Origin of the sequence: Clostridium sp. 001, assembly GCF_019056555.1 — a bacterium.
Taxonomy (GTDB): domain Bacteria; phylum Bacillota; class Clostridia; order Clostridiales; family Clostridiaceae; genus Clostridium_B; species Clostridium_B ragsdalei.
In genome coordinates this window covers 1,634,754-1,650,215 of record NZ_CP020473.1, presented here as the reverse complement: position 1 = coordinate 1,650,215, position 15,462 = coordinate 1,634,754, and the positions used below count along the sequence as shown (strand labels likewise).

Here is a 15,462-nt window from a genome sequence, read left to right as displayed (position 1 = left end):
CTCCATTATTCTAAATTGTTATACCTTCCTGGTGATGGCCATGCTCCCCCACCAAAATAGGAATCCATTTCCCTATTTATACTTCTAAATTCGTCATCTTCATAATGTATTGCATCTACAGGACATATTTCTCTGCATTTATCACAGGTTATGCATTTGGTGTCATTAATTTCAAATTTATCATTTCCTTCGTATATTGCATCTACAGGACATTCATTTGCACATTTGTGGCACTTAATACATTTTAAGGTTATAAAATAGCGCATAGTAGCATTCATTATTATCACCTCCCTCATAGTTTTTAAGTTATTACAATGCACTATACTTTATTTATTCCGCATATTTTATAAAAAATACACAAGTATTTGATTAAAAAAGAACCATTGAATAAGTTGAAAAAATATTTAAAATAGCATATATATTATTTGTAATGGCAAAAGGGAAGGTGATATTTATGTATGACCAGCTGGTTAGTTTAATCAGTACCGTTGGGTTTCCCATAGCAGTTAGCATATATCTGCTTATGAGATTTGAAAATAAGATTGACCTTTTAGTCAAATCTGTTGAAAATCTAAAGGCAGCTATATCAGCCGTTATAAAATACCAGGAAAAGAAATAGGCCTAAAACCTATTTCTTTTTCCTTAGCTGAATTGCATAAAAAATTAAATAAAAAATGTGACCATATAAAATGACCACATTTTTTATTAAAAACTATTTTAAATTTTTTGTGCTTTTACTAGTAGAAGAGGTTAAAGCATTTATCATAGCAGTTTCTTGATTCTGAGTAAGGGTACCAGCAGTTACAAGAGTATCTAGCTTAGTTTTTAACAAATTCGTAAATTTTTCTTTCTTAGCTTGAATGTTTTCACTTTTATTAGAAGTAAGTAGATTTTTTATAGCAGTTTCTTGGTCTTTGGTAATAGTGCCTGAAGTTACTAGAGAGTCTAAGAAGTTAGTTTTTCTTGCAGTTTTTTTACTTTGAAAATAAGCTTTACGTTCAGTTTGAGTCATATTTTTGACTTTATCCATTTCAGCTTTTTTTTGAGATTTTTCTTGACTACTGCTATTTAATATAGCAGTTTCCTGATCTTGAGTGATGGTACCTGAAGTTACCAAGGAATCAAGAGTAGTCTTCAATGAATCTTTAGACTTTTCCTTTTTAACTTGAGTATTTGATTTTTTATTAGTTTTAGAAGGAGTTAGAAGATTTAATGCGGCAGTTTCTTGATCCTTAGTGATGGTACCTGCTGTTACTAGAGGATCAAGTTTAGTTTTTAAGAAATTTTCATTATTTTTTGTTTTGAAATTTTTACTAGAACAATATACTGATTTTGGTGTCTTGTTAGAAAGTGAAGCTGCATTAACTGTAGTAAATCCTGTACCAATTGATACCATAAGGGCTAAAGCAGATATTATTTTAACGTTTCTTTTTAACATTTTTAATTACCTCCTAAATATTTCTTTGATTTATCACATAATCTCACTGCTCTGTGACAGCTTTATTACAAATAAGTGAATAGGATGTTAACATTGATAAGTATGGATAAAAGAAGAATAAATAGTAGGAGAAAATTCTTATAAATGGTGATATAATTTATTTATATCCTAATTGATAAAAGTAGTTTATGAGATAAAAATCTTTTAAATAAAGGTGAAAAAGATGTTTCTTAAAATATTTAGATTGATAAGAAGTTTTATATTGGCATCAGTATTGGACAAGTATAAAGAAGAATTTGTTGTAAATATTAATGGAATTAATTTAACTAGGGGAAAAATTACAGCAGTAACTTTCATTGTTATAGAAGCTGCAGAGCTTGTAATTTTGTTTACTATAGGGGAAAATATTTTTCCAAAGAAAACCGACATATATTATTCAACTATGGATATATTACTAATTTTGATAATGATGGTATATTTATTTATATTTGCTAAATTAGAAAATAACATTTCTAAACATGAGACAAGTATTAATGTTGTTGGAGTATCTTTTACAATCATGATATTGTGTTGGTGTGCAGGTGTATCTTTGTTGGATCAATTATATTCTGGGCAGATTATTGTATATGCCATATCAATTATAGCAGTTGCTGTAACTCCGATTTTTAAACCAATTACATTATTGATTATGTATTTAATTGTTCATTTACCATTTCTTTTTCTTCTGCCATATTTTCAGAAATCCAGCGATATATTGTATGCAAATTGTACTAATAGTACTATTTTTTTAATAATATCCTGGATGATATCATGTATAAGATATAAAAATCAAGTAGATGATTTTAACAATAAAAAAATAATACAGAAAAAAAGCGATGAATTAGAACGGGTAAATCAAAAATTAGAAAAACTTTCTCAAATTGATAGTTTAACAGGTATCTTCAACCGTTTTGTATTTGATAAAACAATAGAAGCAGAATGGGATAGGTGCAGACGCTATTTTATACCACTGTCATTAATTATGATAGATATTGATTTTTTTAAGGCATTTAATGATAATTATGGTCATCAAGCTGGAGATGATTGTTTAAGGCAAGTTTCGAAGGTACTTTCATCTTCTGCAAGGCGTTCTTCAGATACTGTTGCAAGATATGGGGGAGAGGAATTTGCTGTTGTACTTACCTACATGGAAAAGGAAAGTGTGTTGGAATTTGCAGAACAATTGAGAAAAAAGGTTGAACAGTTAGCTATTCCACATATGTACTCTTCTATTTCCAATTATATTACCATTAGTTTAGGAGTTTATACTGTTATTCCGTCTGATATGTTATCTATTGAACAATTTATTAAGACTGCAGATGAAGCTTTATATGAAGCCAAAAAATGTCGTAACAAGGTTGTCAGTGCATAGGCAGATTAAGTGTATCAAAAGAAGTTTTGGATGAAAGAAAGTAATATTACTATACAAAACTAACTATAAATAACGTAAATACTGGGGATTCATCATCCCCAGCATAAAGGTAATTATCAATGTATTGAAGAAAGAATATTCTGGTTTATCTAAAACTTAAACATTTAGTAGCTTTAATACATTGATATCCTTATAATAATAGAATGTACGAAATTCAAATTATTATACTGTAAATATCAGTGCAGATAAGATTAGAGCCTATCGTTTAATCCAAGCTCATAAGCATATATAATTTTTGAGGTTGTTTGATTAAAATTAGGAAAATCAATTCCTAATTCTCTTGCGGCTTCCATATTAAATTTATCATTAGAATGTTTAAACTTAATATGAGGGGTTTTATTATTTTTTATGTTTGTCATATATAATCACCTCCATTATATAGTGATAACCAATTATACAACCTTATATTCAGAAAAAGTTATGTATAAAATAAAATTAATTACTTATCGAATTAGTATACTTAGAGAAACTTATTAAGTGATGTTCCTAACTTGTAATAACTAATATTGGCAGCAGTAATCTAATTGAAATTTGTCATTATTGATATGATTTATTGAAATGTGATATACTTACTTATAGAAATTTAAGATTTTAATTAGTATCTTTTATTAATAATAGAATTTAAAAATAAAGGCATATAGTGTATAAAACTTATCCAGGGTTTAGCAAACCTATGTACATAAGAACTCTAATGGATTAAAGCCAAAGAGTTCTTTATACACAGCATAAAACTTGCAGCTTTTGTAAAGCAGGCGAGTTGTTTGCGGATGATAACATTGGATAAATTAAATGCGCTATGTGCTTTTTTTATTTTTAAATATAATAAAAATATTTTATCCGATCGCTACCATTAACACCCCCAGCTTCTTCAAAGTGGGGGATAAGCATTGCTACGCGCCTGGATAAGTTCTTCTAAGGTTCAGATGGAGAAAAGGTATTCCTTATAAGCAAACTCCACCTGAACCTAAGAATCACTTGATAAGGGAGGTAATTGATTAGAACCGTTGATTATCTATTAAACTAACCAAAAGAATTATGATAAAAGTGGTGAAAATTGTAAAAATAATTGTACTGAAATGTAAATGAATAACGTTAAAAACCAATATAAATTAATGCCGAGGAGTGAAAATTCATGTTTCTTATGATTGATAATTATGATTCATTTGTATACAACTTGGTAAGATATTTAGAAGAACTAAATGAAGAGGTTAAGATTTGTAGAAATGATAAATTAACATTGAAAGATGTGGAAAAAATGCATCCAGAAGGGATTATAATTTCTCCAGGACCTAAGTCACCTGAGCAATCGGGCATTTGTGTGGATATAATTAAAAAATTTAGTGGTAAAATTCCTATTTTAGGTATATGCCTTGGACATCAATGTATCGGGTATGCCTTTGGTGCTAATATAATAAAGGGTAAGGAGCCTGTACATGGTAAAACATTCAAAGTCCATCATAAAAATATAGGAGTATTTAAAGAAATCAAAAATCCTGTAGAGGTTACAAGATATCATTCGTTAGTAATAGAAAAGGAAACACTTCCTAAGTGTCTTAATATAACCTGTGAAACTTCAGATGGAGTTATAATGGGGATTAGGCATGAAAAGTATCTTGTTGAAGGAGTACAATTTCATCCCGAAGCAGAGCTCACAGAATGTGGACATGAAATGCTTAATAATTTTATAGAAGAAGCAAGAATGTTTAGTAAGGGGGAATTATATGAAGTTCTTCATTGAAGAAATAAAAACAGAATTAGATGCTTTTGATATTTACTCGCTGTTTAAAGAAGACAGAACAGTTACCATTTTAGACAGCGGCATGGGAGCCGAAGATTTAGGCAGATACTCTTTTATAGGATTAAACTCTTTTACTACTTTTAAATATGAAAATAATATTTGTACTATAAATAAAAAAGAATTTAATGGCGACCCTTTTGACCAACTTAAAAAACTTATTGCAAAGTACAAAATTGAAAATAATACAGAGCTTCCATATATAGCTGGGGCTATGGGATATTTATCTTATGATATAGGGAGAACTATAGAAGAGCTTCCTGTTATGACTATAGAAGAAATAAAAATACCTGACTGCTATTTTTATTTCTATGATAATGCAGTAATAGTAGATAACTTAAAAAAGAAGACTTATATTACATCTTTAGGTATATTAAAGTCAGAAAAAGACAGCATTAATGAAATAAAAGATAAAATATCCAAAGGACATAAAATTAAATATAGAAAAGTAAATGATAGTGATACAAAATTTGTATCAAACTTTGGCAGGGAGGAATATGTAGAAACTGTAGAAAAGGTTAGACAGTTTATAAGAAATGGGGATATTTATATTACAAATCTAACCCAAAGATTCTGCTGTGAAACAAAAAAAGATACTTATGAAGTATATAAAGATTTAAGGCATATTAATCCAGCACCATTTGCTGCATTAATGAATGTTGAAGATTTTAGTATAGTATCTTCTTCACCGGAGAGATTTTTAGAAGTAAGAAATAACCTTGTTCAAACAAGACCTATTAAAGGGACAAGACCTAGAGGTAAAAATAAAGAAGAAGATTTAAAAAACAGACAAGAACTTATAGATAGTGAAAAAGATAGGTCTGAGTTATTAATGATTGTAGACTTAGAGAGAAATGATTTAAGCAAGGTATGCAAGCCATATTCTGTAAAGGTAACAGAACTTTTCAAATTAGAGGAATATAGTACAGTATTTCACTTGGTATCAACTGTTGTAGGAAAATTAAAAGATAAGTATACAGCAATAGATTGTATAAAAGCATGTTTCCCAGGTGGTTCCATAACTGGTGCACCTAAAGTCAGGTCTATGGAGGTAATTGAAAAATTAGAACCTACTAGAAGAAATATTTATACAGGGTGCATAGGATATTTAGGTTTTGATGGTAATGTGGATTTAAATATAGCTATTAGAACTATACTTATAAAAAATGGAAAAGCTTATTTAGGTGTTGGTGGAGGAATTACCTGGGAATCTGATGATGAAGCAGAATATGATGAAACACTTGATAAGGCTAGAGCTTTAATGAAAGTATTATAAAGGGGTGAATAGCAGTTATGATGCTCTTAAATGGTAAGATGGTAGAAGATGATAAAGTTTTTTTAGATACCGGCTTTTACTTTGGAAGAGGACTTTTTGAAACTATGCTTGTAAACAATGATCCACTTTTTCTTGAAAATCATTTATATAGGATAAATAAAGGTCTTTCTATTATAGGAATAGATAAAGAAATTACTGAAGACGAAGTTATGGATGCTGTTAACAAGCTTCAGTGTAATAATTGTGTGCTGAAGTTAGTAGTTACAGAGGAAAATACGTTGTTCAATACTAGAAAGAACAATTATACTGAGGAACAGTATAAAAGAGGTTTTAAAGTTAAAATAAGTTCTGTTAGGAGAAATGAATTTTCTCAGCTTACATACTTAAAATCTTTAAATTATTTAGAAAATATATTAGAACATGAAAAATGTATTGATGATGGATACAATGAGGTGCTGTTTTTTAATACGGAAGATAAACTATCAGAGGGCAGTGTATCTAATGTGTTTTTTACAAAGAATGAAAAAATATATACTCCATCTAAAAAGTGTGGATTACTTGAGGGTACAGTAAGAAAGTTTATAATAAATAACTTCGACGTTACTGAAGGTGAATTCAGTAAGGAGGATTTAATGTCAGCAGATAGTGTTTTTTTAACTAACAGCATTATGGGGATAATGAAAGTCTCTAGTATTTATAATAGAAGCTTCAATGAATGTAGTATTATTAAGAAAATAGAAAAAGTTTATCAAGAACAATTAAAAAAACATTAAATATAAAGTTCCTAAATGAAAAATATTTCTGCACATAAGTTGATTTTTAGCTGCAATATATGAGGGTTTCTAATTGAAATTTGTCATTATATGATATTGTATAAGTTGATTTTTCGTTTAGAAACTCTACAAAATTAATGAAATCTATAATATTGGGAAATATATTGTAAGAGAGGAGGCATAAGTATGGATAGAATAGGTGTCAATAACTTTATTTCCATTATTATAGGAATATTTTTAGTTTTAACCTGTTTTTTAATTTTTTATTTTTTCCAAAAGTATCTCTTTAGTAAATACAAAAATAAAGTAAAGAATATAGCAGATAAAGATGATGATTTAAGCTAGCCCCGTTTCTTTAAGATTAAAGCTGCAAAGAAAAGAAACATTTCTAATCCTGTCTCAACAAATGTAGCCATAAGAGGATATGAGTACAAACTAAAGGTTACTAGATCCAAGCTATTTTTGAAGGAAGTTATACCGATAACAAAAGAAAGTAGTATGGAAGGAAGGACCAGAGACTTATATGCATTTAGTCCTACAATTTGAGATATACCCACGCTAAAAGCCCATATCATACTTGCAGATGCTGTAATTGCTGCACCTATGATAATCATAAGCCAGATAGCTTCCACACGTTCAAAAAAATCACCTAAATGAACAAATCTTGTGAGTTCAAGGCTGACATTAATCATATTTCTAGCTTGTGGATAACTAAAAATTCCTATTGCACTGATAACAAGTGACAAAATGACGAAAGTACCTAAACTGACAGCAGTAAATTTTGCAATAAATCCGTTTTCTGGATGATTGCAAATGGGAATATACATGCCCATAATAATACATATTCCTATAAAGGATAGAATAAGAGGAGTACCTGTTAAAGCTGGGTATAGGCCAGCTTCTAGTTGTGGCTTAAGTCTATCTATTCTTACATCAGGAGTAAAAAACAAAAATAGTACAATACAACTAAATAAATAAAAGGGACCTAAAATTTCGCATACTCTTCCTATTACTTCTATTCCTTTTAAAACAGCGTATCCAACCACAAGATAAGAGGAAATAAGAATTATTTCTACTGGAGTTTTTGGAAAAAATGCAGTATTAAGTATTATACTCAGTCCTCTTTGTAGTGCAGAAGATACGAGCAAGAAGAAAACAGGAAATAATATGCCTATAATTTTGCCTAACCTTTTTCCAAGAATAGTCATGCTGTACTGCACCATATTCTGACCTGGAAATCTTATGCCCATATAAGCATAGACAACAGCAAGGAGTACATCTAAAACCCAGGCTAAAATTACAGATAAACAGGCATCTCTTCTTGCTTGAAAAATTAGCAATCGAATTACGTGCAGTCCGGTAAAAGATGTAATTATACAAAAAAGCATCCATATAAATTGATTTGTAGTGATAACTTCTTTTCTATGCATATTTATTCACCTCAATCCGAAACTTATAACTTATTAAAAAATATTTTTCCAATAGATTCAAGTAATTTTTCTATTAAATCTATGGGAGTTGCCATACCTAAATTTTTACTAGTTTGAAAACATAAAGCTATAATTAATAAAATCACAACACATGATAATTCTTTCCACATTTTTTTTTTAACTAGAGCTATTCCCTCAAGTGTTCCTATTAGTAACGATGAAATAATTACAATTGCAGTCATTTAGCATTTTCCTCCTTGTTTGTCATAACAGGATCTTTAATTATTCCTAAATTAGTTAAATTAATTTTAAAAGTAATGTCATATTTTACATTTGGAAATATTTGAGACCAATTTTTTTTTATACTAATCCATTCTTTTGGATTGTTGTTGTATATTTTGGTTGAAAAACCAATGAAGTCTGTATTTAAATCTTTTTGGGATTTATATATTAATTTATTTAAGTGACTTTTTAGTGTGGATTCAATATCATATTCAAGATTATTTATAGCTGTAGGGCTTATACTAATATTTTCTGCTTGCTCAATAAAAGCATTTCCTCTGCATTCAATTTCCATGTTAATGCCATTTTCCGTAATATGAGGAATTATCACGGCAGATTTTTTAAATACATCTATAGTTACGTTACCACTTATGCCTGATTTAATAGGAAAGATAACTTCATGACCCTTTGCATAATCAACCACCCACAAAAGGCTTTTAGATTCTTCACTTGTAAGTATTCCTATTAAATGATTATTTTTAAAAATGGCCATTTTTTCAACTACAATTTTGGCAGCAGTACTATCTTTTGATTTTTCTATATCGATTACAGGGGCAAAGGCCGATTTTGATTCATTTTTTGACTCTATAATAAAATTATTTATATTTACAGGTACAATAGGTCCATTTTTTTTAAATAAGCTCATCATGGTATTTATAGCACTTGAAGTTGCAGAGTCACCAAGTATTCCACTTTGTAAAATTTCTCCAGCTGATTTATTTGAAACAAATACCCAACTAGTACTTCGAATTTGACGATTTCTATTTAAATAATCCATTGCTTCAGAAACTCCTGATTCTGATTCACATAACTCTCTCGATAAAATGATTACCTTGGCATGTGAAAAGTCCAGTAATTGATGATTATTTTTTGAAAAGTTTTGCATTGCACTAAAAATAGAATGACCAGTGCTTACTTGAATAATAGATTTATTTTCTCTTTTAGATATAGAAGTATCACTTTTTGAATGGCTGGGATTAATAATTTCTAATGTTACAAGAAAAGTGTTATTACTGGATATTTTATCAATACCCATGCCACCCACAACATAAATTTCATTTAGTTCGCTCTTATCACTACTACAACCGTAAAGTGAAATTGAAAATATAAAGATTAAAATATAAAATAATGTTGATTTATACTTCATATTTTGTTATCCTTTCTCGTCTTTGCTGTTTTCTGATGATGATTTTTGCCGATGTAGATTATTAGCATTGGCAAAGTGAGGTCTGCATTTCATATAAGGCCAGGGAAATCTTATTAAAGTATCTTTCAAATCCTTTAAATTTAAGGGGGCTAGCGGAGAAAGATAATTTACACCAAAAGAACTTAATGATGATAGATGGATTAAAAGTATAATGATGCCTAATAAAATCCCATATAGCCCCAAAAATGCTCCTAAACACAGCATGGAAAAACGTAAAATACGAATGGCGTAGCCCATATCATAAGATGGAATGCTAAAAGAAGCTATAGCTGTAATTGCTATAACAATAACCATAATAGGAGAAGTAACCCCAGCTCTAACGGCTGCATCACCTATGACAAGGGCACCAACAATACCTACAGTTTGGTTAGCTGGTGAAGGAAGACGGATGCCTGCTTCTCTAAGTGCTTCAAAAGCTGTTTCCATTAACAGTGCTTCAATAAAAATAGGAAAAGGAACTCCATGGGCAGCTCCCATAATGCTAATAAGTAAAGGTGTAGGAATCATTTCTTTATGATATAAAATAATTGCAACAAAACATCCAGGAAGCAGCAGCGAAAGCACAAAGAAAATTAACCTTATGAAATGTACAAATATGGTAGTAGTATATCTTTCATAATAATCCTCACTAGTTTGCAAAAATTGAATTAAGGTAGCAGGAAGTATTAAAACACAAGGAGTGCCATCTACTAAGACAGCTACTCTACCTTCTAAAATTCCAGCGGCAACTCTATCTGGCCTTTCGCTGTGCTGAATTTGGGGAAACAATGTATAGTGAGTATCTTCTATCAGTTCTTCTATATAGCCGCTTTCTAAAATGGAATCTATGTTTATTTTTCCAATCCTTTCTTTTAATTCTTCAACAATATGGTTATCTACTATTCCTTGTAAATAGGAAATGCTTATTTTTGTCTGTGTTTGTTTTCCAATTATAAAATCTTCAACTTTTAACTCTGGAGATTTAATTTTTCTCCTGAGTTGTGAGATATTGATGGAAATATTTTGTGTAAATCCTTCATTTGGCCCTCTTATGATCTTTTCAACATCAGTTTCCGATACGTCTTTTTCTTTCCATCCAGGAGTTACCACTTCTAAAGCCATATCATCACCGTCTAATAGAAGTATAGTATTTCCATTTAGGAGAGCATTTGTAATTTGCCCAATAGTTGATACTTCACCTATTTTTGTAATTTGAAGAAAATATTTTTTAATTATTTCTACAGTATGATCACATTTTAAATCATTTTCAGTAACTTCTTTAATATTCATGATAGAAGGTAATATGCTTTCATTAATTGACCTTATATCTGAAAGTCCATTAAAAAAAATAAGTACGCAGGAACATTTCATTGAATGTATAACAAATTTATGGTAAACAACATCAGCACAATTTGAAAATAATTCGTGCAATACGTTTAAATTATTTGAAAGAGATTTATTTAAGGGCAAATTATATCTATCATCAGATAACTTTTGCACATAAATAGGATCTGAAGTGTTTTTAGAATTAAAAAACTTCTTCACAATTAAAGATCACTCTCCTAGAAAAAATTATTTTATAATTTATCCGATGACTGCCTGCTCTAATACTCCCACTTATCCAAGTGCGAGTAAAGAGTAGCTACGTCCCTGGATAACGATTTCTAAGCATCTCATGCCAAGAACTCTGTTTATGCTTATTCTCTGCATTACAGGTAAAAATATTCAATTTTCATTTTTGTACTTTTACAAAAAAATATTAATATATTATAATTATACACAGGTATATTTTAAATAAATAATAAAAATATTAGCATATTTTTATTAAATATACATTAAATTATAAAAGAGGGATAGAAAATATGATTGTTACCTGTAGAAATATATTGAATTTACCAGGACTTGAAAAAATGAAAGTTGTAGCTGGAAAGGGAGGTTTAGACAGGGGAATTACCTGGGCACATGTAATAGAAGTCCCTGATGTTAGTGATTTTGTAAAAGGAGGAGAACTTTTATTTATTACTGGTATAGCAATAGGAAATAATTCAGAAGTTCTCCTTAAATTTATTAAAGATATTACCTCTAGAAATTTATCTGGTCTTGTTATAAATATAGGTCCTTATATAAAAGAGACACCTAAAGAAGTTATAGATTTTGCAAATACTGCAGATTTTCCTATATTTGAGTTACCTTTTGAGGTTAAATTGATAGATGTAACTCAAACTATCTGTAGGGCTATTTTTGCACGAAATGCACATAAGGAATCTGTGAATAATTTTATGCGAGAAGTGATTTTTGAAGATATAAATATTGATGAGGAAATGTTGGACAGGGCAATTTTATATGGATACAAAAGAGAAAAGAAATATTGCAGCTTGGTAGTTGATATTGACAACTTTAGTTCTTATATAAAGAAAAAAAATATAGTTGATGAAGAGATTATAGCAAATATAAAAAACCGTGTACAAGATATAGTAGAATACGTTTTAGATGAAAATAATAAAAAATATTTTTATGCAGTTCAAAGTGATGCATTTTATTTTATCGTATGTTCCAGTGTAGAAAATATAGACAGGATTGCAGAATCTATACGAAAGGAAATATCAAAGAGAATGTGTGATATTACTGTAAGCATAGGAATAGGAGATGATTGCAGTGATCTAGAAGATTTTAAATATGTAATACTAGAGGCAATGAAAGCATTAAAGTTATCTAAGATTTTTAGAAAGAAAAATTGTGTTATAAGGTATAAAAGCTTAGGCATATTTAGGCTTTTTTTTGATATAGAAACTAATGCAGAGATGAAAAAACTATTTGATGAAAGTTTACTTAAACTTAAAATGTATGATGAAAAAAACTCCTCTGTGTTAGTAAAAACATTAATTGCATATTTAAAGGAGAATAGAAACTTGGGTAAAACTGCAGAAAAACTGTACATCCATAGAAATACTATAAAATATAGGATAAACAGAATAGAGGAAATATTAAACTGTGATTTGAAGGATGATGAAGCTGTCTTTAATATTATGCTTTGCATAAAAATTGGGGTGTTTTTAAGATTGATTTAAATTCAATTTCTATATGTTGAACAAAAATTTATCCATATATTTGTTTATAGTGGACATACTAATTAAGTTGAAAATATGGTAAATTGTATACATTAAATTTAATAAATAGTTAAATAAACAGCACTTAAATTAACAAATTACAAATTAACTAAGTAAGGTGATGGAATTATGGATTATTCAGTTTTTCAAAGTCCCAAGAAAATAATGTATGGAAAAAATACCGCAAATTTCATTGGAAATGAAGCAGCGGTGTTTGGAAATAAGGCAATGATAGTTACAGGAAAACATTCATCAAAAAAGACAGGTGCATTAGATAAAGTTTACTATAGTTTAAAAGATCAGGGAATAGATCCTGTTATATTTAATAAAGTAGAATCAGATCCTAGTGTTTTTACTGTAAGGGAAGGAGTGAAAGTAGGAAAAGAAGAAAAAGTAGATTTTATAGTTGCCTTAGGTGGAGGAAGTGCTATGGATGCAGCCAAAGCCATAAGTATGGTTATAGGAAATGGAGGGGATATTTTAGATTATGAAAAAGTTCAGCCTAAAACTTATGGAATACCTATTATAGCAGTTCCTACTACAGCAGGAACTGGAAGTGAAGTTAGTAAGTTTTCTATAATAACAGATACTGAAAGAAAGATAAAGATGCTTATTTCAAGTAACTTTATAATACCTGAAATAGCAATTTTAGATCCACTTTTGACTATGATGATGCCGCCTCAAGTTACGGCAGCTACAGGGATGGATGCTTTCACTCATGCAATTGAGGCATATATTTCAAAGGCTGCACAGCCAATGTCAGATACATTTGCAATAAAGGCAATAAATGTTATAAGCAGTAATATTTCACGGTCAGTGCTTAAAGGTGATATTGAAGCCAGAGAAAAAATGTTGCTTGGACAGATGTATGCAGGACTTGCTTTTAGCAATGCATCTACAGCACTTGTTCATTCAATGTCAAGACCTTTAGGAGCTTACTATAAAGTTCCCCATGGAATGGCAAATGCAATTTTGCTTACAGAGGTTATGAAATTTAATAGAGCTTCTTGTGCTGAAAGATTTAAAGTTATAGCGGAAGCTATGGGAGAAAATGTAGAAGGAAAATCTGTAAGAGAGGCAAGCTTGATTGCAGTAGATACTATAAGGTCTATTTTCTTGGAAACAGGACTTCCAGTATCACTTAAAGAAGTTGGTGTAGACAAAGACAATTTTAGAAAGATGGCAGAAGATGCTATGGAAAGCAAAACTACAGCTCTTAATCCGAGAAAACCTACACTAGAGCAGTTAGTAGAAATATATGAAAAGATATATTAAGGAGGAATTCAAATGGCAGTTTTAGAAGATACTGAGTTAGATTTAGAGGTTGATCAAATTAGAGAGTATGATAAAAAGTACAACTTGCATTCCTGGAGTGCACAGAAAAATCTAAAGCCCCTTGTAATTACAAAGGCCGAAGGAATTTATTTTTGGGACAGTGATGGAAAAAAGTATTTTGATATGTCCTCTCAATTAGTTAATGTAAATGTAGGACATGGAAATAAAAAGATAATAGAAGCTATAAAAAGGCAGGCAGAAAAAATGCCATTTATGGGACCTTCCTATGCTGTAGATGTAAGGGCAAAATTGGCTGCTAGGGTAATAGAAAAGGCACCAGATAATATGGCTAAAGTATTCTTTACATTAGGAGGATCAGATTCCAATGAAAATGCTATAAAAATAGCCAAGATGGTTACTGGAAGATTTAAGATATTTTCGAGATATCGTTCTTACCATGGAGCAAGTTTTGGAGCTGCAAATTTAAGTGGAGAGCCAAGAAGATATACTTGTGAACCTGGAATACCTGGATTTGTAAAGTTCTTTGATCCTTATATTTACAGAGAAAAAGTAAGATTTGAAAGTGAAAAAGAAGCTGCAAAATTTTATTTAAGCAAACTTAGAGAGCAGCTTATATATGAGGGTACGGATAAAGTAGCAGCTATTGTTGTTGAAAGTGTAACTGGCAGCAATGGTGTAATCATACCACCTGAAGGTTATCTCCAAGGAATAAGAAATCTATGTGATGAATTTGGAATAGTTATGGTTTGTGATGAAGTTATGGCTGGATGGGGAAGAACTGGAGAATGGTTTGCCTGCAATAATTGGGATGTAAAACCAGATATTATCACATTTGCAAAAGGAATTACCTGTGGATATGTACCTCTTGGAGGAGTAATTGTGAGTGAGAAAATAGCGAAGTTTTTTGATGATAATGTACTTATGTGTGGACTAACATACAATGCACATCCACTAGCTTGTGCTGCAGGCTGCGCAACATTAGATGTATATGATGAAGAAAATCTAATAGAAAATTCTAAGAAGATGGGGGTAATTTTAGGACAAAAATTAGAGGAAATAAAGAAAAAGCATTCGAGTGTAGGAGATGTTAGATATATAGGATTGTTTTCAGCAGTAGAACTGGTAAAAGATAGAGAAACTAGAGAGGCTCTAGTGCCTTATGGAAAAGATCCAGATGGAATAATGTCAAAGATAGTTGGGATGTTAAAAGAGGCAGGATTTTCAACTTATTCTCATGAGAGCTGCTTGATGGTAGCACCTCCGCTTATTATAAATAAAGAAGAATTGGAAGAAGCTATGGATATTTTTGATAAGGTTATGTATTCCATAGATGAATTTGTAAAAAAATTAAAAAAATAAGCGTCCCTTTTCTGCAAAAATAGGACACTCAAAATTAATTAACCAATTA

Annotated in this window: 16 protein-coding genes; 9 read left to right on the top strand and 7 right to left on the bottom strand. The window is 30.2% G+C overall.

Annotated elements, in window-relative coordinates; genetic code table 11:
* Positions 1-5: 5 nt before the first annotated feature.
* The gene (locus B5S50_RS07475) at positions 6-278 is read right to left on the bottom strand and encodes a DUF362 domain-containing protein (protein ID WP_065077048.1); all 273 of its coding nucleotides are present in this window, start codon (positions 276-278) and stop codon (positions 6-8) included.
* Positions 279-454: 176 nt separating this feature from the next.
* Here B5S50_RS07475 and B5S50_RS07470 point away from each other — a divergent pair, with 176 nt between their 5' ends.
* Positions 455-619, top strand: a complete 165-nt coding sequence (locus B5S50_RS07470) for a YvrJ family protein (RefSeq protein ID WP_065077047.1) — start codon at positions 455-457, stop codon at positions 617-619.
* Between the two features lie 93 nt (positions 620-712).
* Here B5S50_RS07470 and B5S50_RS07465 read toward each other — a convergent pair whose 3' ends face one another.
* On the bottom strand, positions 713-1,438 hold the full coding sequence (locus tag B5S50_RS07465) for a hypothetical protein (protein ID WP_217303481.1): 726 nt from the start codon (positions 1,436-1,438) through the stop codon (positions 713-715).
* Between the two features lie 223 nt (positions 1,439-1,661).
* Here B5S50_RS07465 and B5S50_RS07460 point away from each other — a divergent pair, with 223 nt between their 5' ends.
* Positions 1,662-2,849 carry a GGDEF domain-containing protein gene (locus B5S50_RS07460; protein WP_065077045.1) on the top strand — a complete coding sequence of 396 codons (1,188 nt, stop codon included), beginning with the start codon at positions 1,662-1,664 and terminating at the stop codon, positions 2,847-2,849.
* A 251-nt stretch (positions 2,850-3,100) separates the two neighbouring features.
* Here B5S50_RS07460 and B5S50_RS07455 read toward each other — a convergent pair whose 3' ends face one another.
* On the bottom strand, positions 3,101-3,268 hold the full coding sequence (locus B5S50_RS07455; RefSeq protein ID WP_154104926.1) for a hypothetical protein: 168 nt from the start codon (positions 3,266-3,268) through the stop codon (positions 3,101-3,103).
* Positions 3,269-4,041: 773 nt separating this feature from the next.
* Between B5S50_RS07455 and B5S50_RS07450 the strand changes: the two genes are divergently transcribed.
* The 4 genes from B5S50_RS07450 (at position 4,042) to B5S50_RS07435 (ending at position 7,098) form a co-directional block, all read left to right on the top strand.
* On the top strand, positions 4,042-4,647 hold the full coding sequence (locus B5S50_RS07450) for an aminodeoxychorismate/anthranilate synthase component II (protein WP_065077044.1): 606 nt from the start codon (positions 4,042-4,044) through the stop codon (positions 4,645-4,647).
* Positions 4,631-5,980, top strand: coding sequence for an aminodeoxychorismate synthase component I (gene pabB, locus B5S50_RS07445; protein WP_217303480.1), 1,350 nt, complete (start codon positions 4,631-4,633; stop codon positions 5,978-5,980). The genes B5S50_RS07450 and pabB overlap by 17 nt, the downstream gene beginning before the upstream one ends.
* A gap of 17 nt (positions 5,981-5,997) precedes the next feature.
* On the top strand, positions 5,998-6,753 hold the full coding sequence (locus B5S50_RS07440; RefSeq protein WP_065077042.1) for an aminotransferase class IV: 756 nt from the start codon (positions 5,998-6,000) through the stop codon (positions 6,751-6,753).
* 186 nt (positions 6,754-6,939) lie between these two features.
* On the top strand, positions 6,940-7,098 hold the full coding sequence (locus B5S50_RS07435) for a hypothetical protein (protein ID WP_154104925.1): 159 nt from the start codon (positions 6,940-6,942) through the stop codon (positions 7,096-7,098).
* On the opposite strand, the gene B5S50_RS07430 is transcribed toward B5S50_RS07435, so the two are convergent.
* Genes B5S50_RS07430 through B5S50_RS07415 form a run of 4 tightly spaced genes read right to left on the bottom strand, consistent with a single transcriptional unit; the run spans position 7,095 to position 11,196 of the window.
* Entirely contained in the window at positions 7,095-8,183 is a 1,089-nt protein-coding gene (locus tag B5S50_RS07430; protein WP_217303479.1) for an endospore germination permease, read from the bottom strand. The genes B5S50_RS07435 and B5S50_RS07430 overlap by 4 nt on opposite strands.
* A gap of 23 nt (positions 8,184-8,206) precedes the next feature.
* Positions 8,207-8,425 carry a hypothetical protein gene (locus B5S50_RS07425; protein WP_217303478.1) on the bottom strand — a complete coding sequence of 73 codons (219 nt, stop codon included), beginning with the start codon at positions 8,423-8,425 and terminating at the stop codon, positions 8,207-8,209.
* On the bottom strand, positions 8,422-9,612 hold the full coding sequence (locus B5S50_RS07420; RefSeq protein ID WP_065077039.1) for a Ger(x)C family spore germination protein: 1,191 nt from the start codon (positions 9,610-9,612) through the stop codon (positions 8,422-8,424). The genes B5S50_RS07425 and B5S50_RS07420 overlap by 4 nt, the downstream gene beginning before the upstream one ends.
* A 6-nt stretch (positions 9,613-9,618) precedes the next feature.
* Positions 9,619-11,196, bottom strand: coding sequence for a spore germination protein (locus B5S50_RS07415; protein ID WP_065077038.1), 1,578 nt, complete (start codon positions 11,194-11,196; stop codon positions 9,619-9,621).
* A gap of 317 nt (positions 11,197-11,513) precedes the next feature.
* Between B5S50_RS07415 and B5S50_RS07410 the strand changes: the two genes are divergently transcribed.
* From B5S50_RS07410 to B5S50_RS07400, 3 genes are all read left to right on the top strand, one after another.
* Positions 11,514-12,719 (top strand): PucR family transcriptional regulator, encoded by a 1,206-nt coding sequence (locus tag B5S50_RS07410; protein WP_217303477.1) that lies wholly within the window; start codon positions 11,514-11,516, stop codon positions 12,717-12,719.
* Positions 12,720-12,887: 168 nt separating this feature from the next.
* Positions 12,888-14,033, top strand: a complete 1,146-nt coding sequence (locus tag B5S50_RS07405) for an iron-containing alcohol dehydrogenase (RefSeq protein ID WP_065077036.1) — start codon at positions 12,888-12,890, stop codon at positions 14,031-14,033.
* Between the two features lie 12 nt (positions 14,034-14,045).
* Positions 14,046-15,413, top strand: a complete 1,368-nt coding sequence (locus tag B5S50_RS07400; RefSeq protein WP_217303476.1) for an aminotransferase class III-fold pyridoxal phosphate-dependent enzyme — start codon at positions 14,046-14,048, stop codon at positions 15,411-15,413.
* The last annotated feature ends 49 nt before the right edge of the window (positions 15,414-15,462 follow it).